Source organism: Pantoea sp. IMH (assembly GCF_000599885.1).
GTDB lineage: Bacteria > Pseudomonadota > Gammaproteobacteria > Enterobacterales > Enterobacteriaceae > Erwinia.
Map to the genome: position 1 here is coordinate 118,668 of NZ_JFGT01000007.1, position 21,606 is coordinate 140,273.

The 21,606-nt window shown below is 55.4% G+C and carries 21 protein-coding genes and 1 pseudogene; 9 read left to right on the plus strand and 13 right to left on the minus strand.

What is annotated here, in order from left to right; genetic code table 11:
• Positions 1-193: 193 nt before the first annotated feature.
• Complete coding sequence (gene fadR, locus EA20_RS0118570; RefSeq protein WP_024968260.1) at positions 194-913, minus strand: fatty acid metabolism transcriptional regulator FadR; 720 nt, start codon at positions 911-913, stop codon at positions 194-196.
• Between the two features lie 339 nt (positions 914-1,252).
• On the opposite strand from fadR, the gene dsbB reads away from it, so the two are divergent.
• Positions 1,253-1,783 carry a disulfide bond formation protein DsbB gene (gene dsbB, locus EA20_RS0118575; RefSeq protein ID WP_024968261.1) on the plus strand — a complete coding sequence of 177 codons (531 nt, stop codon included), beginning with the start codon at positions 1,253-1,255 and terminating at the stop codon, positions 1,781-1,783.
• Positions 1,784-2,163: 380 nt separating this feature from the next.
• Here the strand turns inward: dsbB and EA20_RS0118580 are convergent, their stop codons facing one another.
• The 4 genes from EA20_RS0118580 to EA20_RS0118595 form a co-directional block, all read right to left on the minus strand.
• Positions 2,164-2,610: a YcgN family cysteine cluster protein gene (locus EA20_RS0118580; protein WP_024968262.1), complete on the minus strand. Its 447-nt coding sequence runs from the start codon at positions 2,608-2,610 to the stop codon at positions 2,164-2,166.
• Between the two features lie 63 nt (positions 2,611-2,673).
• Entirely contained in the window at positions 2,674-3,333 is a 660-nt protein-coding gene (locus tag EA20_RS0118585; protein WP_024968263.1) for a fumarylacetoacetate hydrolase family protein, read from the minus strand.
• Positions 3,334-3,381: 48 nt separating this feature from the next.
• A complete protein-coding gene (locus EA20_RS0118590) occupies positions 3,382-4,464 on the minus strand; it encodes a lytic transglycosylase domain-containing protein (protein ID WP_024968264.1) in 1,083 nt (360 codons plus the stop codon).
• Between the two features lie 90 nt (positions 4,465-4,554).
• Positions 4,555-4,830: a YcgL domain-containing protein gene (locus tag EA20_RS0118595; RefSeq protein WP_024968265.1), complete on the minus strand. Its 276-nt coding sequence runs from the start codon at positions 4,828-4,830 to the stop codon at positions 4,555-4,557.
• Positions 4,831-4,986: 156 nt separating this feature from the next.
• On the opposite strand from EA20_RS0118595, the gene minC reads away from it, so the two are divergent.
• The 3 genes from minC to minE are packed head-to-tail and all read left to right on the plus strand — an operon-like array spanning position 4,987 to position 6,807.
• Complete coding sequence (gene minC / locus EA20_RS0118600) at positions 4,987-5,679, plus strand: septum site-determining protein MinC (protein ID WP_024968266.1); 693 nt, start codon at positions 4,987-4,989, stop codon at positions 5,677-5,679.
• A 42-nt stretch (positions 5,680-5,721) separates the two neighbouring features.
• Positions 5,722-6,534, plus strand: a complete 813-nt coding sequence (gene minD / locus EA20_RS0118605) for a septum site-determining protein MinD (protein ID WP_024968267.1) — start codon at positions 5,722-5,724, stop codon at positions 6,532-6,534.
• A 3-nt stretch (positions 6,535-6,537) separates the two neighbouring features.
• A complete protein-coding gene (gene minE, locus EA20_RS0118610) occupies positions 6,538-6,807 on the plus strand; it encodes a cell division topological specificity factor MinE (RefSeq protein WP_024968268.1) in 270 nt (89 codons plus the stop codon).
• Between the two features lie 50 nt (positions 6,808-6,857).
• On the opposite strand, the gene rnd is transcribed toward minE, so the two are convergent.
• The 5 genes from rnd to EA20_RS0118635 form a co-directional block, all read right to left on the minus strand.
• Positions 6,858-7,967 (minus strand): ribonuclease D, encoded by a 1,110-nt coding sequence (gene rnd / locus EA20_RS0118615; protein WP_024968269.1) that lies wholly within the window; start codon positions 7,965-7,967, stop codon positions 6,858-6,860.
• A 106-nt stretch (positions 7,968-8,073) separates the two neighbouring features.
• Positions 8,074-9,756: a long-chain-fatty-acid--CoA ligase FadD gene (gene fadD / locus EA20_RS0118620; RefSeq protein ID WP_152540263.1), complete on the minus strand. Its 1,683-nt coding sequence runs from the start codon at positions 9,754-9,756 to the stop codon at positions 8,074-8,076.
• 209 nt (positions 9,757-9,965) lie between these two features.
• Complete coding sequence (locus EA20_RS0118625; protein ID WP_024968271.1) at positions 9,966-10,562, minus strand: Slp family lipoprotein; 597 nt, start codon at positions 10,560-10,562, stop codon at positions 9,966-9,968.
• Positions 10,563-10,612: 50 nt separating this feature from the next.
• A complete protein-coding gene (gene tsaB, locus EA20_RS0118630) occupies positions 10,613-11,320 on the minus strand; it encodes a tRNA (adenosine(37)-N6)-threonylcarbamoyltransferase complex dimerization subunit type 1 TsaB (protein ID WP_038381790.1) in 708 nt (235 codons plus the stop codon).
• A gap of 57 nt (positions 11,321-11,377) precedes the next feature.
• Positions 11,378-13,288 (minus strand): ATP-dependent DNA helicase, encoded by a 1,911-nt coding sequence (locus EA20_RS0118635; RefSeq protein WP_024968273.1) that lies wholly within the window; start codon positions 13,286-13,288, stop codon positions 11,378-11,380.
• 132 nt (positions 13,289-13,420) lie between these two features.
• Between EA20_RS0118635 and EA20_RS0118640 the strand changes: the two genes are divergently transcribed.
• Complete coding sequence (locus tag EA20_RS0118640; protein WP_024968274.1) at positions 13,421-13,765, plus strand: RidA family protein; 345 nt, start codon at positions 13,421-13,423, stop codon at positions 13,763-13,765.
• An 80-nt stretch (positions 13,766-13,845) separates the two neighbouring features.
• Here EA20_RS0118640 and EA20_RS0118645 read toward each other — a convergent pair whose 3' ends face one another.
• The gene (locus tag EA20_RS0118645; protein ID WP_024968275.1) at positions 13,846-14,085 is read right to left on the minus strand and encodes a YoaH family protein; all 240 of its coding nucleotides are present in this window, start codon (positions 14,083-14,085) and stop codon (positions 13,846-13,848) included.
• A 111-nt stretch (positions 14,086-14,196) separates the two neighbouring features.
• On the opposite strand from EA20_RS0118645, the gene pabB reads away from it, so the two are divergent.
• From pabB to sdaA, 3 genes are all read left to right on the plus strand, one after another.
• Positions 14,197-15,561: an aminodeoxychorismate synthase component 1 gene (gene pabB, locus EA20_RS0118650; protein ID WP_024968276.1), complete on the plus strand. Its 1,365-nt coding sequence runs from the start codon at positions 14,197-14,199 to the stop codon at positions 15,559-15,561.
• Entirely contained in the window at positions 15,554-16,156 is a 603-nt protein-coding gene (locus tag EA20_RS0118655; RefSeq protein WP_024968277.1) for a CoA pyrophosphatase, read from the plus strand. The genes pabB and EA20_RS0118655 overlap by 8 nt, the downstream gene beginning before the upstream one ends.
• 282 nt (positions 16,157-16,438) lie before the next feature.
• Positions 16,439-17,803, plus strand: coding sequence for an L-serine ammonia-lyase (gene sdaA, locus EA20_RS0118660; RefSeq protein WP_024968278.1), 1,365 nt, complete (start codon positions 16,439-16,441; stop codon positions 17,801-17,803).
• Between the two features lie 138 nt (positions 17,804-17,941).
• Here the strand turns inward: sdaA and EA20_RS20495 are convergent.
• Positions 17,942-18,067, minus strand: a pseudogene (locus EA20_RS20495) (GNAT family N-acetyltransferase); the annotation flags it as partial.
• Positions 18,068-18,313: 246 nt separating this feature from the next.
• On the opposite strand from EA20_RS20495, the gene EA20_RS0118670 reads away from it, so the two are divergent.
• Positions 18,314-19,927 (plus strand): EAL domain-containing protein, encoded by a 1,614-nt coding sequence (locus EA20_RS0118670; protein WP_024968279.1) that lies wholly within the window; start codon positions 18,314-18,316, stop codon positions 19,925-19,927.
• Positions 19,928-19,964: 37 nt separating this feature from the next.
• Here the strand turns inward: EA20_RS0118670 and EA20_RS0118675 are convergent, their stop codons facing one another.
• Entirely contained in the window at positions 19,965-21,530 is a 1,566-nt protein-coding gene (locus EA20_RS0118675; RefSeq protein ID WP_024968280.1) for a TerC family protein, read from the minus strand.
• Positions 21,531-21,606 lie beyond the last annotated feature (76 nt).

The window sequence follows — 21,606 nt, forward strand, 5'->3', positions numbered from 1 at the left end:
GGGAGTTTTAAGCTGAATGCTTTATCTGCCACAGCCTGTCCGGGCGATGCTATAAAAGAAAAAAACCGGTTCGTCTGAACCGGTTTTTTGCTCTGAGAAGCGTTTTACCGCCCTGCTTTTCTTTATATGCATTACCTGACTGCAAGCGCCGTTCCCGACATCGCCGTTCTGATGCAAGCTATAAGCTGAGATCTCAGCGGCGCGGCGGCGGTAAATCGGTGGGCATGCTGTTCTGCATGCTGTGCCAGATTTCACCGCTCTGTCGCCCGTAATCCCGCACGGTGTCCACAATCTTATCGAACTGCTGCTCCTGGCAGATGATCAGCAGCTGCTGATAGAAGTCCATCGCCAGCTTCCGGGCTGCCGGATTAGAAAAGTAATGACGCCCCACCCGCGTATAGAGGCCTTTCAGCCCGTTCAGGATCAGCCCATAAATGGGATTACCCGACGCGAAAGCAAGACCACGGAAAATGCTGTAGTCCAGGTCAGTATAGGCTTCCGCTTTATCTTCCACGTTTTGTGCCGTCTCCAGCACCGCTTTCGCTTTCTCCGGATAGGTACGGATAGCGCGGCGGATGAAGATGGAAGAGATATTGGTCCGCACGGAGAGCAGATTGTCGATAAGCTGGGGGACGCTGTCGTGATCGAGCCGGGCCAGCGTTTCAAGGATGTTCAGACCGGACGTTTCCCAGAAATCATTGACGCGGGTGGGCTTACCATGCTGAATGGTCAGCCAGCCATCGCGGGCCAGGCGCTGCAATACTTCGCGCAGCGTGGTCCGCGTTACGCCAATCAGCTCTGAGAGCTCCCGCTCGGCGGGCAGGATCGTACCCGGCGGAAAGCGACTGTTCCAGATGCTTTCAATGATGTACTCTTCAGCGAAACCCGCAGGGCTCTGCGCCTTAATTACCATAGCGTTCTGTTTCCGTTGCGTTCAGACTGCGAAAATTTCAGCTCATCATACCAGATGGCCCCGGCATCACATAGACTGGCAGCCGGCTAAAAGAGGGATTGCGCTGCAAAAGGGGAAAAATTTACGCCGTTTTTCAGCCTGTTCCGTTAAGGTGGCGTTAACGTCAGCATGCCCGTTCCACTGAAGCAGTGTTAACGTCAGCAGAGAGGCAAACCGCCTGGAAAATCGCGGCCATTGTTAGCCTAAGTCATTTTCCCGCTTTAAATTTCCACCGGGTGGCTGGCAGGCTGAGGCTTTTAGTTTACACTGCCGTTTCAACGACTATTGCATGGATTGATTATGTTGAGATACCTGAACAGCTGTTCCCCTGGACGCGGCGCCTGGCTACTGCTTGCCTTCACCGCTTTTGCACTGGAAATGGTTGCGCTCTATTTTCAGCACGTTTTACTGCTGAAACCTTGTGTCATGTGTATTTATGAACGCTGTGCGCTGTTTGGCATAATGGGCGCTGGCCTCGTTGGTGCGATCGCACCTAAAACCCCGCTGCGCTGGGTGGCTATTGCGATCTGGCTTTACAGCGCCTGGGAAGGCATTCGTCTCTCCTGGGAACACACCATGATCCAGCTCCATCCGAACCCTTTTGTGACCTGCGACTTCGCCGCCCGTTTTCCTGAATGGCTGCCGCTGGACAAGTGGCTGCCAGCCGTGTTTGTCGCCAGCGGCGATTGTGCTGAGAATCAGTGGTCCCTGCTGACGCTGAGTATGCCGCAGTGGCTGGTGGGAATTTTTGCCGCCTTTATGCTGGTCGGCCTGCTGGTGCTGATCGCACAGCCGCTTAAGCCTAAACGTCGCGATCTTTTTTCACGCTAATCGCTTTACGTTAACGGGTCAGCACGGGAAAGGTGGAACAGATTGGCCACCACGACTACGCTTTACAAGACACGGTGTTGAAAAGGGAAACGAATGAAAAACATTGCCTTAGCAGTTCTGTTCGCTTGTTCTGCTCTGACCCTCTCCGGCTGCACTTACTGGGGCGAAGATAAAACCCATAGTCCACCACCCGCGCCTCCGGGCGGACAGCAACCGCCGGGCGCACCCGGTGGCAGTGGCCCGGTGGGTCAGCCTCAGGCGTGATGCAGGGCCAGCAAAGTCAGTACGTTGCCAACGGGTGAAATTAAAGCGTGCTGATTACCCATGTTATAACCGGCTTGAACAAGCCGGTTATTTTTTTGTGCCCAAGTTATTTCGTATTACTCAGCCCAGCTGGGCTTATTGATGATATGTTCTTCCCAGTCACGGACTTCGCTCTCCCTGACCGCAATATGTCGGACGGAGATACGCGCCGCATGCATCGCCGCTTTCGAGCCGCTGCGCAAGGGATGCCACTGAGGCAGATTTTTACCTTCGGCCAGCATACGATAGGCGCAGCTTGGCGGTAACCATGAGAAGGTCGGCAGGTTATCCCGCGTCAGCTTGATGCAGTCCTCTTCATATTCAAAACGACGCTCGTAGTTACGGCACTGGCAGGTTTTGATATTCAGCTGGTTACAGGCGACGTTGGTGAAATAGATCTCATCCGTATCGGCATCCTGCAGTTTGTTCAGGCAGCACTGGCCACAACCATCGCACAGGGATTCCCATTCCTCATCGCTCATCTGCTCCAGCGTTTTTTCCTGCCAGAAAGGGGTGTCAGTCATGTTCCTCTCCTGTTTATGTAAAAGCCCGCACCTTATAAACAGTTCGGGCCCTGGTTGCAAGCCTTAGAGTACGCGCGTTGTCACGCCATGTCCGCCGAGTGAAATCGCCAGTCTGTCGCCAGAGTGCATCGGGCCTACGCCTTCAGGCGTGCCGGTCAGCACAACATCGCCCGCACGCAGGGTGAAATAACGACTCATATAGGCGATTAGCGGCAGAATTTTATGGATCATTTCCTGAGTGTTGCCCTGCTGGCGCAGCTCACCATTGACCTCCAGTTTCAGGTCAATGTTTTGCGGATCGGCGCCCAGTTCCGCAAGCGGGATAAAACCTGACAGCGGACATGAACCGTCAAACGCCTTCGCCTTTTCCCAGGGCTGGCCGGCTTTCTTGCAGCCTGCCTGCACGTCACGCAGGGTAAGATCGAGCGCCACGCCATAACCCGCTATCGCCTTAGCAACATGTTCTTCTGAGGCCTGCTTAAGCGTGGAGCCGATCAGAATGGCCAGCTCAACCTCATGATGCACGGCACCCGACTCTTTCGGGATGGCGATGGGCTGGCGAATATCGCAAATGGCCGTTTCAGGCTTAATAAAGAGCACAGGTTCAGATGGCGTCGCATTGCCCATCTCCTGAATATGTTTCGCGTAGTTACTGCCGACGCAAACTACCTTGCTTACCGGATAATCGAGTAAGGCGCCCTGCCAGTTATGGTGCTGATACATATGACCTCCTGAAACTCTTAAGGATGACCCTCTGCTGCCATCGTAACGTTAACGTGCAATCGCGTCAGCCATCATGCCGATGCTGACCGCAAAATAGAGCGAGCGATTCCAGTGCATGATTGTGCGAAAATTGTCATAAACCATAAAAGCGCGTCCCGAAGGATCGTCAGGAAGGACGATCCATGCCCGCATCTCATTTTCAGGCAGCGCCACATCGCTTGTCATGCGGATGCCGATTTTCTGCCATTCGCCGACGCTTTTCACTTGTTCGTCTTTCAGCCCGGCCAGCTCTGGGGTAAAACCGAGCGGAATAATGACTTCCCGCCCCCAGCTTTCACCCGCCTTCCAGCCCTCTTTCGCCAGGTAATTCGCAGTGGAAGCAAAGACATCGTCATTGTTATGCCAGATATCAATAATACCGTCGCCATCCCCATCCATTCCGTAAGTCAGAAAAGAGCTCGGCATAAACTGATTCTGTCCCATCGCGCCCGCCCAGGATCCTTTCATCATGGCGGCATCGATATGCTTTTGCTGGATCATCTGTAGCGCGGCGATAAGTTCTTTAGTGAAGAAGGCTTCCCGACGCCCTTCAAACGCCATGGTGGCCAGTGCCGAGACAACATCTTCTTTGCCCTGGAGACGGCCAAAATGACTTTCAAGCGCCCAGAGCGCCACGATATATTCTGGCTGTACGCCGGTTTTACGGCTCACCGCCAGTAACGGCTCGCGGTGCTGCTGGAATTTTTCACGTGCGCGCTCAATCTTCGACTGAGGCAGTACGCGGTCAAGATAGTCACTGAGCGTGATTTTTTTCTCAGGCTGATTACGATCGGCTTTAATGGCGCGATCGACAAAATGGATGTTGGCAAAGGCGGCGTCGATCGTCGCCTGTGTGATCCCCTGACGGCGGGCCTCTCTTTTCAGCGTCTCAACGTAGAGGGGGAATTCGGCTGGATCGCGGCCTGAAGCCGCCAGCGTTGTTGCCTTCGGCGGCGTGACAATACCCTGATTGTTCTGCAAAGGAGGCTTGCTGGTGACGGCGTCAGTAGCCGCAATGGCCGTACTGCTTTTTACCGTGCTACCAGCAAGAACAAAAGAGAAAATAAGCAGGCTCAGCGTTCCTGATTTCATGCGGCATCCTATTTTGCGGACGCCTCGCCACAAATTAAATTCGCGGAATGCAGACCCGGACGAGGCGCTAATTTTGCAGATGAATCTGAATTAAACTTTTTTACTTTTTTCCAGATGCATCTTAAGCAGACTTTCTGGTGGCGGCGGGACCTGTAAATAATAGCCCTGCTCCTTAAGCGCGGCCTTCACTTTCACCAGATCCGCATTGGCCAGCCGTTTGCTGCCGTCCAGCGGCAGCAGCATCGCCAGTTGAGGCTTACCGAATCCCTGCATCAGCTCGGCAGGAACGCGGGAAAAATCGTCCTTTTTTTCAACGTAAAGATAAGTCTGATCGCGTTTCGCGCTTCTGTAGATCACACAAAGCATATTTTTTACCCGAATTAACCTGGATGGTGACTTGCCTGAATATAGCAGTAACTATAACATGCTTGCAGAACTTCGGAATAATGTCCCCTGACGATTAATTACGGCTATAACAGACGTAATTCAGGGAGATAAAATAACAGGACTGAGCCGGGACAGATGTCACAAACGCCAATTGAGTTAAAAGGCAGCAGTTTTACTCTGTCTGTAGTGCATTTACATCACGCCGATCCTGACGTGGTTCGCCAAGCGCTACAGGATAAGGTCAACCAGGCTCCCGCGTTTCTGAAAGATGCACCGGTTGTGCTTAACGTCGCCTCGCTGGACAGTCAGGTCAACTGGCGCCGGATGCAGCAGGCGATTGCCTCGACCGGTCTGCATATCGTTGGTGTCAGCGGCTGCAAAGATGAGTCGCTAAAAGCGATTATCGGTCAGGCTGGCCTGCCCCTGCTTTCTGAAGGTAAAGAGCAGAAGCAGAGTACCGAGGCCGCCCCTCCCGCTCCACCGGTTGAACAGCCGGTGATCAAAACCCGCGTCATTGATACGCCGGTTCGCTCAGGTCAGCAAATTTATGCCAGAAACTGCGATCTGATCGTGACCAACAGCGTCAGCGCCGGGGCGGAGCTGATCGCCGATGGCAATATTCACGTCTACGGCATGATGCGTGGACGGGCGCTGGCGGGTGCCGGTGGCGATCGCGACTGTCAGATCTTTTGTACCAGCTTGTCAGCTGAACTGGTCTCCGTTGCCGGAGAATACTGGATAATGGACCAGATACCCGCTGAATTTTTTGGAAAAGCGTCGCGTCTTTTTTTAAAAGACGGCGCATTGACTATACAGACACTGAACTGAGCCAGGCTCACGAAGCCTTTCTTTTCTTAAGGAAATAATTATATGGCACGCATTATTGTTGTTACATCGGGTAAAGGAGGCGTGGGTAAGACCACGTCCAGCGCGGCCATCGCTACCGGTTTAGCCCAGAAAGGTAAAAAAACGGTTGTGATCGATTTCGATATCGGTCTCCGTAACCTGGATTTGATTATGGGCTGTGAACGCCGTGTGGTTTACGACTTTGTTAATGTCATTCAGGGTGATGCCACACTGAACCAGGCGCTGATTAAAGACAAGCGAACCGAGAATCTGTTTATTCTTCCCGCTTCGCAGACGCGTGACAAAGATGCTCTGACCCGTGAAGGCGTGGAGAAAGTGCTTAACGATCTGGGCACGATGGCGTTTGATTTCATCGTCTGTGATTCACCGGCAGGGATCGAAACCGGCGCACTGATGGCGCTCTACTTTGCCGATGAGGCGATTATCACCACCAACCCGGAAGTCTCATCAGTCCGGGATTCTGACCGTATTTTGGGTATTCTCTCCTCCAAGTCCCGTCGTGCTGAGAACAGCCAGGAGCCGATTAAAGAACACCTGCTGCTTACCCGCTATAATCCGGGCCGCGTCAGCCGTGGCGATATGCTGAGCATGGAGGACGTGCTGGAGATACTGCGCATTCCTCTTGCGGGCGTTATCCCGGAAGACCAGTCCGTACTGCGCGCGTCCAACCAGGGCGAACCGGTGATTCTGGATACAGAATCTGACGCCGGCAAAGCGTACGCCGACACCGTTGATCGTCTCCTCGGTGAAGAACGCCCTTTCCGCTTCATTGAAGAAGAGAAGAAGGGTTTCCTGAAACGCCTGTTTGGGGGATAAACCATGGCCTTACTCGATTTCTTTTTATCCCGTAAAAAGAGCACAGCCAATATAGCCAAGGAACGGCTGCAGATCATCGTGGCAGAACGCCGGAGGGGCGACAGTGAGCCCCACTATCTGCCGCAGCTGAAAAGGGACATCCTGGAAGTGATCTGTAAATATGTCAAAATCGATCCGGAAATGCTGACCGTTAAGCTGGACCAGAAAGATGATGATATTTCGATTCTGGAGCTGAATGTGACGCTGCCGGAGGCGGAAGAAGCACCAAAATGATCGATAGTTGCGGCTGATTTTCCCCTGCGCACCGCAGGGGAAACCGTCACTTATCCTGCTCTCAGAATTCCGGCAATGCCTTCACTCAGCAGTTCGCCCCGCCATCCGTCGATCAGCTCCGGCTTTTTATTACGCGGCTTGAGGTTCCAGTGCCAGCTCAGCAGCTGATTAATCTGGCGACGCGAGGCCAGCAGTTCCTGGCTGACGCCATTTTTCTCTGCCGCTTCTGCCACCAGCGCTTTCAGCGCCTTGAAGACTTTTTTGTAATCAGGATGATCGATCAGGTTCGCGATCGGCCCGGGCAGCTCGCTTTCATCCAGGGCGTTCGCCTGTGCCACCAGCTCCACCAGCGTTTTGCCGTGAAAACGGATCTCCTGTCCCGGTAATCCCAGATGGTCCAGCTCGCCCAGCGATCCTGGCAAGTAGCGCGCCACCTTCCACAGGTTCTCTTCACGTACCACAAAATTGACCGCCATATCTTTTTCACGTGCGAAGGCGAGTCGCCAGGCGGCCAGCAAACGCAGCGCGGCAAGCTGCCGGGGGCGAAGCTGCCAGGCGTTAGTGATATCGCGATAAGCCTCTTCCGGTGCCACCACAACCTGGCGGCGCTGACACAGCAGGCTGCACTCGTTGAGCGCGGCAGCGATTCTGCCGGAGGCTTGCGCCTCAGCCATCAGTTTCTGCGCTATCGGCAGCAGATAATAAACATCGGCGGCGGCGTACTCGCACTGCCGCTCAGTCAGCGGGCGAGCGAGCCAGTCCGTACGGGATTCGCTTTTATCCAGCGTGATGCCGGTAAAAGAGGCCACAATGGTGGCAAATCCGCATGACAGCGGACGGCCCGTAAAGGCAGCCAGAATTTGTGTGTCGATCATCGGCGCCGGCAGTACGCCATATTCATGCAGAAACACCTCGAGATCTTCACTTCCAGCATGAAGGAATTTGATCACATTCTGATCGAGTAACAGCTCACGAAACGGGGTCCAGTCGGTAATGGGCAGAGGATCGATCAGGGAGATTTGCTCACCATCGTAAAGCTGGATCAGACCGAGGCGGGGATAATAGGTACGCGTACGGACAAATTCGGTATCCAGCGCCAGCGCCGGAACCTGACGGGCAGCCTGGCACACATCGGCCAGTGCCTCGTTGGTGGTTATCATGGTGTAATTCAAAATGATCCTCTCGCTGTGGCGTTTACCGCCGCAGTCCAATAAAAACGCCGGAAGTGCCGGCGTTGTCGTTATTTTTTAGCAGAACGGCTGAGCGTCAGGTGGCGTTTGCCGCCCCGCTTGCTTCGTCGCGCAGTTCACGGCGCAGGATCTTGCCCACGTTAGTTTTGGGTAATTCGCTGCGGAACTCCACAACTCTGGGGATTTTATAGCCCGTCAGGTGCTTTTTGCAGTGGGCGATAAGCTCTTCCTGCGTCAGCGATTCGTCTTTCTTCACCACGCAGATTTTGACCGTTTCGCCCGAAATCTCATTAGGCACACCCACGGCGGCCGCCTCACGCACCTTCGGATGCTGCATCAGCACATCTTCGATTTCATTAGGATAAACGTTGAAACCCGACACCAGAATCATATCTTTTTTACGATCGATAATGCGGATAAACCCTTGCCCGTCAACGGTAACAATATCGCCGCTCTGAAGCCATCCATTTTTCAGCACTTCATCGGTGGCAGCCGGCTGCTGCCAGTAGCCCGTCATCACCTGAGGCCCTTTGATGCAGAGCTCGCCCGGATCTCCCTCGGCAACTTCATTTCCTGCCTCATCCACCAGCATAATGTCGGTGGAGGGAACCGGAAGGCCGATGCTGCCGCTGTGATAGCGAATATCGTAAGGATTGACGGAAACCAGCGGCGAACACTCCGTCAGACCATAGCCTTCCAGCAGATAGTGCCCGGTCAGTTTTTCCCAGCGTTCAGCAACGGCTTTCTGTACCGCCATCCCGCCACCGGCTGAGAGCGTCAGGCTTGAGAAATCCAGTTTAGTAAACTCCGCATCGTTCAGTAGCGCGTTAAAGAGCGTGTTCACTCCCGTGATAGCGGTAAAGCGGTGCTTTGCCAGCTCTTTGACCAGCGCCGGAATATCGCGGGGATTGGTGATCAGCAGATTTGTCCCGCCAAGATCGATAAACAGCATACAGTTTACCGTCAGCGCGAAGATATGGTAGAGCGGTAGCGCTGTCACAACCAGCTCTTTCCCCTCTTTCAGCAGTGAACCATAGGTCGCTTTGGTCTGTTCGAGATTTGCCTGCATATTCCGGTGCGTCAGCATCGCCCCTTTGGCGACGCCGGTCGTACCGCCGGTATATTGCAGAAACGCCAGGTCATCGTTACTGATCTCCGGACGGACATACTGCATCTCATACCCTTTTTGCAGCGCGCTGCGAAAAGAGAGCGCATCCGGCAGATGATACTTGGGTATCATGCGTTTGATATATTTGACCACAAAATTGACCAGCGTGCCTTTGGCCGGCGAAAGCTGATCGCCGAGGCGGGTCAGAATGACATGCTCTACTTTGGTCTTTGCCACCACCTTTTCCAGTGTGTGGGCGAAGTTGGAGACGATGACGATAGCGCTGGCGCCGCTATCATTAAGCTGGTGCTCCAGCTCCCGTGGGGTATAAAGCGGGTTAACGTTTACCACGATCATGCCGGCACGAAGTATGCCAAACAGAGCGATCGGATACTGCAACAGGTTCGGCATCATCAGGGCGACGCGATCGCCTTTTTTCAGCCCCAGCCCCTGCTGAAGGTAAGCGGCAAAGGCGCGACTGCGCTCTTCCAGCTTACGAAAGGTCATTGCCTGGCCCATATTGATAAAGGCTGGCCGGTCAGCGTAGCGCGAAGCGGCCTGTTCAAACAGCTCGATAAGCGATGAGTAGCGGTCAGCATCAATTTCAGCCGGGACATCGGCAGGGTAACGGTTTAACCAGACCTTATTCAAGGAAGCACCTCGGAAACTATTATTTGTTGTCATCGCAGCCTCTGCCGAACGCTTTTGTTAACATTATTTTAACTCAGCGTACCAGTTTGCTCATTTCAGCGTTAAGAGGTTGCGAAGCAAATCACTAAAAATCATCCCATCCTGGGATCCCAGATAAAAAATAACCCGACGACTGAGAACCAGCCGCCGGGTCATAATGTCAGTCTGCGTTATTCTGTCAGAATCGTTTGTACCTGTGCCGGGCCGGGAGCGTAGTAGCCAAACGGCGGTGGTCCCCAGTAGCCACCATAATGGCGGCCTCGCGGTGGGCCATACCAGATCCAGGGATCGAGAGGCTGCGGCGGCGAGACAATCTGCTGGGTAAGATGCCAGCGCTGATAGCCCGTCACGCTGACCGTCACAAAGTTATAGGCCGCCTGACCGATTTCCCCTTTTTCCACGCCTTTAATCGGGCCGACTACCGTCACGATTTTGTCGGTGAAGTCCACTGGATCGGCGAAACCGTTAATATCCGCATAGATACGTCCAATAGAAGGTGTGCCAAGGATCGGCCTGGCACTGCTGTCGAGCTGCATCGCGGCAATTTCAAGCCGCGTCATCCCGTTCTTGTTTACGACGCTGATGACCTTACCGCCGAAACGCGACTCCTGACCGATATAGAGCTGTGGCGCGTTAAGCACCCTCACCAGATCCTGCTGCGGCGCGGGCGAAGTACCTTTCACCGAGTCGGGCACACTCACACAGCCGGAAAGCAGCGTGGAAGCGAGCAGCAGACAACTTAACTGCAGTAAAAAACGTTTATGCATAGTGTTCTCCCAGGGACTGATTATTGGACTCCGGGCACGATAATAAGTTGCTATGCCTGCTCCCGCCCGGGCAATTTTTTCCATGCCACTTCATTACGCAGATAGGTGGGTTCAGCCTGTTCGACGGCGACGGTTTTCCCACTGGCCAGCGCGGCTACCGCCAGCGGCAGCATATCTTCCGCACAGGGCAGTTCCACTGTTGTCGGCTGAAGATCAAGATGGCTGCTCTCAGCCAGTTGTGGCCAGGCTTTCCAGCCCGTACCAACCATGGCCCACTGGCCGGAGAGCTGGCTCATGCGCGCCTGAGCGGCCTCCGGTTTCAGCACCGCCTCACTCGCTTCGCCCTGCCAGACGCCGCGTTCATCGCGCTGATACTCAGCCCAGTAAACTTCGCCCATACGCGCATCAATCGCCGCGAGAACCCGCGTGGCGCCCTGAAGTCGCCACGCGCCTTCCGCCATGGTTTTCAGCGTGGATACGCCAATCATCGGCAGGCCAGCGCCCAGCGCCAGCCCCTGGGCAATGCCGATGCCGATGCGCACGCCGGTAAAGCTACCCGGTCCCTGGCCAAAAGCGAGCGCATCCAGTCCGGTCAGCGCAAGCTGGCCCTCGCGGAGTATCTCCTGCACCAGCGGCAGGATGCGCTGCGTGTGTTCGCGGGCGCAAAGCTCAAAATGGGCCGTCACCTTATTTTCATTCAGCAGCGCCACCGAGCAGGCTTCGGTCGCCGTATCAATAGCTAAAATTCGCGTGGACATACTCACCTCTGGCGGGAGAAAAATTTCGGCGCGCAGCATAGCATACTGCTCGCCGGATTACTGCTCTGCCTGCGGCCTCAGAAAGGCGACAGCCCGTTCGATGTCCCGGGTGCGTGGCGTGGGCGGCAAACTGTTGAGGAAGACGGCGCCGTAAGGCCGCATGACCAGACGATTATCACAGATCACCAGAACACCGCGATCGTCCACATCGCGGATTAAGCGTCCAACACCCTGCTTAAGCGTAATCACCGCATCCGGAAGCTGCACTTCATCAAAAGGATCGCCGCCGCGCAGTTTGCAATCTTCCATCCTGGCTTTCAGCAGCGGATCGTCCGGCGAGGTAAAGGGCAGCTTATCGATAATAACCAGCGACAGGAGATCGCCGCGCACATCCACCCCTTCCCAGAAGCTGCTCGTGGCCACCAGCAGCGCGTTGCCTGCCGCGATAAACTGCTTGAGTAATTGCCCCTTACTGGTTTCGCCCTGTAACAGAACAGGCAGCGTCAGCGACGCCCGGAATTCCGCCGCCAGCTCCCGCATCATCTTATGGGAGGTGCAGAGGAAAAAGCAGCGGCCATTGTTCGCTTCTATCAGCGGCAATAGCATGCGCGCCATTTGTCGTGCGCCGTCGGGCTGATTGGGCGCCGGCAGGTTACGCGGCACGCAGAGCAGCGCCTGGCTGGCGAAGTCAAAGGGGCTGTTAAGGATCAACGTCTTCGCCTTCGTCACGCCCAGCCGTTCGACGAAATGCGTCATCTGTTCGTTTACCGCCAGCGTGGCCGAGGTAAAAATCCAGCTTGCCGGCCTTTCATCCATCACTTCCCGAAAACGTTCGGAGACAGAGAGCGGCGTCAGCGCCAGCACAAAGTGACGGGAGTTGCACTCATACCAGTAGCTGAAACCGGGCTGCGAGACATCCTTCAGCCGTTTCAGACGTCCGCGATAAAGCGCCGCGCGTTCAAACGCCGCATCCAGCAGGGCTGAGCGACCCAGCGACATTTTCGCCACGTCGTAGCAAAGCTCCAGGGCATCATCAAGCAGCGTCAGCGCCCGTTGAATGGTGGGATTACTGAGCAGTTCGCGCAGGTTGCCGCGAAAGCCGGGATCGCCCAGCGCCAGGCGAAAATCCTGTGCGCACTGCGCCAGACGGTCGGCGGACTTTTGTAACTGCTGCACATCACGCACCTCGGTGCGGTAAGCGATAATGATATCTTTGGCGAGATCGCCTAGCTGCTTGCTGGAGAGCTGCTGGCCGAAATACTGGCTGGCGATGTCCGGCACCTGGTGCGCTTCATCAAAGATCATCACGTCCGCATCGGGAATGAGTTCGGCGAAGCCACTCTCTTTGACCACCATATCGGCGAGGAAAAGATGATGGTTAACCACAATCACATCGGCATCCATCGCCTTGCGGCGCGCCTTCACCACAAAACAGTCCTGATAGAGCGGGCAGTCGCTGCCCAGGCAGTTATCGTTGGTGCTGGTCACCAGCGGCCAGATGGTGCTGTCTTCGGCAACGCCGCCGCAGGTGCTGATATCACCATCAACGGTTTCCCCCGCCCAGCCGCGCAGATGCACCAGATCGCTCATCGCCTGCGCCACCAGCTCTCCCCCCGCCATCGACTGCTGTTCCAGACGCTCCAGGCAGAGATAGTTTGACCTGCCTTTCAGCAGCGCCAGCGTACCCTTAAAATTGAGCGCACGCGCCACGGTCGGCAGATCCCGACTGTAAAGCTGATCCTGCAACGCTTTCGAACCCGTTGAGACAATCACTTTTTTGCCGGATCGCAACGCTGGTGCCAGATAAGCGTAAGTTTTACCGGTGCCGGTGCCAGCTTCAACGACCAGCTCCCGCTTGTCGGCTATCGCTTCACTCACCGCATCAGCCATCTGCCGCTGCGGTTCACGCGGTTTAAAGCCCGGAATGGCCAGCGCCAGCGCGCCGTCTGCTGCAAAATCGTCTGCCACACACCCTCACCACAGAATAGAAAACACTGTAATTATGTCAGTATCCGGCGCCTCACTCCACCCTTTAGGTGACAGCCCGGACGAATCTGTGCCAGGCTAGCGGCAAAATTTTTCGCTACAGATGAGGGAAGTATGACTATTGAACGTCTCGATCCAGAACACCGTATGTCGGAAGCGGTGGTGCATAACGACACCATCTACTACACCAGCGTGCCTGAGAATCTGGATGAGGATGCCGAAGCGCAGACGGCCAATGCGCTCGCCGTTATCGACCGCGTGCTGACTCGCCTGGGTTCAGATAAGCGCCGCATTCTCGACGCCACAATTTTTCTGGTTCATAAAGAAGATTTTCCGGCGATGAATCGCGCCTGGGACGCCTGGGTTTCCCCCGGCAATGCGCCGGTCCGCTGTACGGTGCAGGCGGGACTGATGAAGCCGGAGTATCTGGTGGAAATTAAGATCGTCGCGGCGAAGTAAATGTTTGGGTGGCAGACAGCAGAAGGTCTGCCACGAAAGGCGTGAGGGCTTACTGGCCCGGATTTTGTTGGCGAGGCGGCTTAATAATCGTCCTCTGCATCCTCATCCGGATAGGTCTTGTATTCCGTGACGGACTCTTCCTCTTCTTCTTCATCCTCGAAGCGGGCCGGGATCATTTCGCCGGTGTGCGTTTCGCGAATTTCCGCCGCCACCAGCTGGATAGCCTCTCCGCTGCTCATCCCTTCCGCCATCAGCGTCTGGATGCGTTCAACGGCCAGCTGTTGCTGTTCGTAAGTCAGTGCCGGTAAACCTGTAATCATAAAAACTCCTGCAACGATTGCGGGGATTATTCCCCGCGTAACAAACAGATGCCAGCAGCGGAAAAGTATGCCAGGCTTGCAGCCAGTTACCGTCCAGACCTGCTGAGCACCATGCTACCTGTTTATTATCCTCTTGAGTATACGCCTGACGCCTTAAGGAATCTCTTCGCCCGCGTTGCCGCGCATCCCTGGGCAATGCTGCTTGATTCCGGCTTTGCTGACCACAGCGATAATCGTTTCGATATTATGGTCGCCGACCCGGTCGCGACGCTGGTTACCCGAGGTGATACCACCGTTGTCACAAAGGACGGCCTGGTATCGGAGAGCAGTGACGATCCGCTGCGCCTTCTTGACCAGCTCTTAAGCCAGACTGAGATGCAGGCCGCGCCTCATCCCGATCTGCCCTTTCAGGGCGGTGCGGTCGGCTTGTTTGGCTACGACCTGGGGCGCAGGTTTGAAAAACTCCCTCAGATTGCCATGCCCGATCTTACTACGCCGGATATGGCCGTTGGCATCTACGACTGGGCGCTTATTGCCGACCATCACCGCCAGACGCTGACGCTGGTTGCGCAGGACGGGCCTTCTTCCCGTCTTGCATGGCTGAACAGCCTTGCTGAACCGGCGCCGGTTGCGCCATTCAGGCTGACCCGGCCGTGGCAGTCAAATATGCGTCGCGAAGAGTATGGTGAAAAATTCCGCCGCGTTCAGCAGCACCTCCGTGCAGGAGACTGCTATCAAATCAACCTTGCCCAGCGATTTAGCGCGGGTTACCGCGGTGATGAATGGCAGGCCTATCTCACGCTGAGTGCACAAAATCGCGCGCCGTTCAGCGCCTTTATCAGGCTGCCGGAAAGTACCCTTCTCAGCCTGTCGCCGGAACGTTTTTTGAAAATGGAGAACGGGCATATCGAAACCCGGCCCATCAAGGGAACGCTCCCGCGCCTGGCCGATGCGGATGCTGACAGACTGCAGGCCGAAAAGCTGGCCCATTCGCCGAAAGATCGTGCGGAAAACGTGATGATTGTGGATCTGCTGCGTAACGATATAGGCCGCGTCGCCGTGCCGGGCAGTGTGCGCGTGCCCGAACTGTTTGTGGTGGAGCCTTTTCCGGCGGTCTATCATCTGGTCAGTACTATTACAGCAACGCTTAACCCTTCGCTGCACGCCTGCGATCTGCTGCGCGCCTGTTTTCCAGGCGGTTCCATTACCGGCGCGCCCAAGGTACGGGCAATGACGATCATTGATGAACTGGAGCCGCATCGCCGTAACGCCTGGTGCGGCAGTATTGGCTACCTTAGCGTCTGTGGCCGGATGGACACCAGCATCACCATCCGTACGCTGACGGCGGAAAAAGGCGAGCTCTACTGCTCTGCTGGCGGCGGTATCGTAGCGGACAGCGTTGAAGAGGCCGAATATCAGGAAACCTTTGATAAGGTTAACCGCATTCTGCCCTGTCTGGAGGCGAGTCATGAGTGACGCATCGCTGACGCTTGACGCTTTCCTGAGCCGTTTCGTGCTTCAGCCTCCACGCCGTCTGGCGGTTGATTTACCTACGCGACAGGCCGCGGTACTGGTGCCCATCGTTAACCGTGCCGATCCGACGCTGTTGCTGACCCGGCGCTCCAGCGCGCTGCGAAAACATCCAGGCCAGGTTGCCTTTCCGGGCGGCGTCAGGGATCCGGACGATAGATCGCTTATTGCTACCGCGCTGCGTGAAGCAGAGGAAGAAGTGGCGATCCCACCCAGCAGCGTGCGTGTGATTGGCGTCCTGCCGCCGGTAACCAGCAGCACCGGATTTCACGTTACGCCAGTTGTTGGCGTTCTGCCTGATACGCTCAACTGGCATCCTAATGAAGCGGAAGTGGAGTCGGTGTTTGAGATGCCGCTACAGGAAGCGCTCCGGCTGGGCCGCTACACCGCGCTGGATATCCATCGTCACGGCCTCTCCCATCGCGTCTGGCTCTCCTGGTACGATCACTATTTTATCTGGGGCATGACGGCAGGTATTATTCGTCAGCTCAGCCTACAGGTGGCAAAACAGGCGGATCGCGGCGAATTTGCCGACAAATAAACCAGCCGGTAAAACTTTTACCCTATTTTCAACCATAAAATTCGCGCTTCTGTCGGTCAAATCACTTCACAAACGCGCCGAATCATCTATATTGCACCGCAGAATGAAGGTGAGAATGTCGCCACGGCGAAGGCAGGCCGGTTTACCTGCGTCTGCCTCAGCCCGCGGTCATTACTTTCCCGTCTTATAACGGTAATTTTATTTATGCGATTATCCCGTGGGGATGATCGATTCACAGTCTCAGTACCCGATGGCCCGGTTGGCCCCTCTAAGGAGCAAAGTGTGATTAGCGTTTTCGACATGTTTAAAATCGGCATTGGTCCATCCAGTTCTCATACGGTAGGTCCGATGAAAGCCGGTAAACAGTTTGTCGACGATCTGGTCAGCAGCGGCAGGCTCAGCGAGGTAACCCGCGTGGCGGTAGATGTTTACGGCTCGCTTTCCCTGACGGGTAAAGGACACCATACTGACATCGCGATTATCATGGGTCTCGCCGGTGCTTCACCAGAAAGCGTTGATATCGACGCTATTGCCGGTTTTATTCGTGACGTGGAGCAGCGCCAGCGTCTGCTGCTCGCGAACGGCGCACATGAAGTGGATTTTCCCCGCGAAGGCGGTATGGTTTTCCGTAGTGACAATCTGTCGCTGCACGAAAACGGTATGCGGATCCACGCCTGGTCGGACGATACCCTGGTCTACAGCAAAACCTATTACTCCATCGGCGGCGGCTTTATTGTTGATGAGGAGCATTTCGGCCAGTCCACCCTGAATGAAGTTTCAGTCCCTTATCCCTTTAACTCCGCGAAGGAGATGCTGGCGCATTGCCATCAGACCGGCCTCTCTCTTTCCGGCATGGTGATGAAAAACGAACTGGCAGTGCACAGCAAAGCAGAGATCGAGCACTATTTTGCCGACGTCTGGCAGAGTATGCGCGACTGCATCGATCGTGGGCTGAATACCGAAGGCGTGCTGCCTGGCCCGCTGCGCGTTCCGCGTCGTGCCTCGGCGCTGCGCAGGCTGCTGGTCTCCTCCGATAAACTTTCACGCGATCCGATGAACGTTATCGATTGGGTAAACATGTTTGCGCTTGCGGTGAATGAAGAAAATGCCGCAGGTGGACGTGTGGTGACCGCGCCAACCAACGGCGCGTGCGGTATTGTCCCCGCCGTGCTGGCCTATTACGATCATTTTATCGAATCCGTCAGCCCGGATATTTTTGTCCGCTACTTTCTTGCCGCTGGCGCGGTGGGCATTCTCTATAAAATGAATGCGTCGATTTCTGGTGCGGAAGTAGGTTGCCAGGGCGAAGTGGGCGTGGCCTGTTCCATGGCGGCGGCAGGGCTGGCTGAGCTGCTCGGTGCCAGCCCGGAGCAGGTCTGCGTGGCCGCTGAGATTGGCATGGAGCATAACCTTGGCCTGACGTGCGATCCCGTTGCCGGACAGGTTCAGGTTCCCTGCATTGAACGCAACGCCATTGGCGCGGTGAAGGCGATTAACTCCGCACGAATGGCGATGCGCCGCACCAGCGAGGCCCGCGTTTCTCTCGATAAAGTCATCGAAACGATGTATGAAACCGGGAAAGATATGAACGCGAAATATCGTGAAACCTCGCGGGGCGGACTGGCAATTAAAGTCCAGTGTGACTGATTCTCCTGCCTTCTCGCTCGCCTTCTGACGCCTCCTCTCTGGAGGCGTCAGGTTATGAATAACGTGCCGACGCCGGTTACCGCTCTCAGTGACATCATTGTGCATTCCACTGGTAAGGCATCCAGCAATAAATCACCATTACACTGATTCCGCTAATTCCCGCAAAGTCACCATCAGCATCATCGGATCTATTGGCGAAGGGGTAAACCCCACCCGCAGGTAAAACGCCGCCGCTTCATCAGACAGCGCATGCACCACCCATCCCCCGGATGTCAATGAATTACGCTCCCCTCAGGAGGCATTTATTGATCGTTCAGCGACGGCGCAAGACGATATTCAGGAGGGGGGAATTTGGCTGCCAAAGTCTGTGCTGCGCTGGCAACCTCGGTTATAACCTCCTGTTTTATCATGAATGATTATTCTCCGGCCTCAGACTAAACTTACCGCTGCGTTTGCCGATAACAGATGTCCGGTCTTGATATACGCGTCTTGCTTTAAGGGTGGTTACTGATGCCAATGTCCCAGGAAGTTTTCGGACAGTTTCGCCGTAAGCGATTGTTAATCGCCGCGGTTGTTGCCGCGTTGGTGCTTATCCTCACCCTCTCGTTTCGTTATATGGAAGAAAAAGGCCGGATTGAACAGCAGTCACGCCTTTTTGCCGACAAAGCTATTCAGCGATTCGATCGCCTCTTCTCGCCACTGGATGTGGCGGCAAATAATACGCTGGGCCTTGTTGGTCTGGCCTGCGATCAGGTCAGATCGCCGCTGATTGAAAAGCTTGCCGCACTGCAAACCGTGCGCGCCATTGTGCTGGTCGAAAATGACAATATGTACTGCTCCAGCATCTTTGGCACCACCGGCTTGCGTTTCAGCCAGACCTATCCTGAACTTGCGGTGAATAATCAACGTATGCTGCTCACCACCGATGACCAACTTCTGAAAGGCTCCCCTGTCCTGCTGCTCTGGACCGCCCATGATACAGATAATCGCTCCGGCATCCTTCAGGTCATTAATATCGAAATGATGAGCAATTATCTGCTTGAACCTACGCTGCCCTGGGTGGAACGCGCAATATTTAACGTGGGCGGGAAAAGCCTGGAGTATGGCAACCCGCTGATTGAACCCGCCTTTCCTTCTGGATCGGAAGTCGCCTATCAGGACGTTTCGCTACGCTACCCCTTTTCTGTCACGCTGTTTGGCCCGGCGCCCGGCAGGCTGGCGCTGATGACCGTCCCTTCCCAGCTTCCGCTCGCGCTGCTCCTCAGCCTGCTGATGGGCTATATCGTCTGGCTGGCTACCGCCAACCGGATGAGCCTCTCCTGGCAGATTAGCTATGGTATTACGACCAGGGAATTTCTGGTTTACTGCCAGCCGCTGATTAACGCGCGTACCGGTGAATGTGACGGCATTGAACTGCTGCTGCGCTGGCATAATGCCCGCCAGGGCTGGATCCCGCCGGATGTTTTTATTCCGCTGGCCGAGCGGCAGAATTTAATCGCTCCCCTTACCCGCTTTGTGCTGAACGAGGTTGTACGCTATCTGCCTGAACTGCCCTGCTCTCCCACATTTCACATTGCCATCAACGTGGCCGCCAGCCATTTCCACAACCGGGAGATCATTGACGATCTTCAGCGCATCTGGTGGCCCGCTAATCCTGTCCCTCCGCTTATCGTTGAACTGACCGAGCGTGATGCGCTGCCCGCCGTTGACCAGCGGGTGGTTTTACAGCTGCATAAAATTGGCGTCAAGCTGGCGATCGATGATTTTGGCACGGGTCACAGCTCGCTCTCCTACCTGAAAACATTGAGTCCGGACGTACTGAAAATCGACAAGGTTTTTACCGCCGCCATTGGAACGGATGCAATTAATGCCACGGTAACTGATATGGTGATTTCACTGGCGCAGCGGCTCAATATCAGTCTGGTTGCGGAAGGAGTGGAAACGGAAGAGCAAGCTGAATATCTGCGGGGAAAAGGGGTGGATGTGTTGCAGGGCTATTTTTATGCGCGTCCGATGCCGTTAAGCGAATTTCAGCAATGGCTGACGGACCACAGAAATCTGCCGTCCGTCAGCCAGCCTGTTGCTGATGATGCCTCTGCTGGCACCTTACCCCTAAGATCCTGACGGGCTGCAGGCCTGAACCGGAATGCACCCCGGGGGGTTACTCTTCTTCATCCCCGGCATGAGGATCGTGCTCGCGGGTAATGCGAACAAGATCAATGCGGTAATTTGTCGCTTCAACGATCTGAAACAGGAATGAGGAAAGCTTAATCACTTCACCCGGTTGCGGAAGCTGGCCTTTTTGCTCAATCAGCAGCCCCGCCAGCGAGGCGTGATCGTCCTGCTGGTTAACCAGCGCCTGAGTATCCAGCAGCTGCTGGAGAGAGTGCAGGTCGGTCCCGCCTTTCACCAGCCAGCCTTCACCGTCTGCAATAATATCGGGCGTCTCATCTTCGTCAGGAAATTCACCGGCGATCGCTTCCAGCACATCCAGCGGAGTAATCAGCCCCTGAACCACGCCGAATTCGTTCGTTACCACCACGAAGCTGCCCTTCGCACGGCGCAGGACGCCAAGCAGATTAATCGGGTCAAGCGTTTCCGGCACGATGATTGGCGGCGAGGCGGCGGCGATAGCCGCCACATCCACCCCACGCTCCAGCGCCACCAGCAGCTCCTTCGCCCGGACCACGCCGATAATCTCATCCAGTTCGCCACGGCAGACCGGGAAGAGACTGTGAGGCGTATCCAGCAACTGGGTACGGACTTCTTCCAGCGGACGCCCGGCATCTACCCAGGAGATTTCACCCCTTGGCGTCATGATGCTGCGAATTGAGCGTGACGCCAGCGTCAGTACCCCGTTGATCATATAACGCTCTTCATCCTTAAACGCTTCCTGTGGCAATATTTTTGCCACTTCATCGCTTTCTTTGCTGTGCGCTTCCTGACTCCGGCGGCCGCCCATCAGGCGCTGAATTGCTTCTGCGGTGCGTTCACGCATCGGCCTTCTCGCCTGATGGCGCATAAAGTTGACCCGTGCTATCTGGTTAAATAGCTCAATCAGGATAGAGAAACCGATCGCAGCGTAGAGATAGCCTTTTGGAATATGGAAGCCGAAGCCTTCCGCTACCAGACTCAGTCCGATCATCAGCAGGAAGCTCAGACAAAGCACTACGACGGTCGGATGCGCATTCACGAAGTTAGTCAGCGGTTTCGAAGCCAGTAGCATCACGCCCATGGCAATAATGACGGCGGTCATCATGATGGTCAGGTCATTGACCATGCCAACGGCGGTGATCACAGCGTCCAGCGAGAAGACGGCGTCAAGTACCACTATCTGCGCCACCACGGCCCAGAAGCTGGCATATCCTTTATTCCCGCTGTTGCCGTGATCGCGGTTTTCAAGCCGTTCATGCAGCTCCGTCGTCGCCTTGAACAGCAAAAACAGACCACCAAACAGCAGGATCAGGTCCCGACCAGAAAAACTGAAATCTCCTACGCTGAAAAGCGGACGGGTCAGCGTCACCATCCAGGAAATCAGCGAAAGCAGACCAAGACGCATAATCAGCGCCAGCGACAGGCCGATCAGACGGGCCTTATCGCGCTGCTTCGGCGGCAGCTTGTCCGCCAGAATCGCGATAAAAACCAGGTTATCGATACCTAACACAATCTCAAGCACGACCAGCGTCAGCAGTCCCGCCCAGATCGAAGGATCTAAAAATAATTCCATCACAGACTCCGATAACAGGATTGAGAAAGCGCCGCTATCGCGCAGGCAGAGGCGCAGCAGATAACATGGCAAAAAG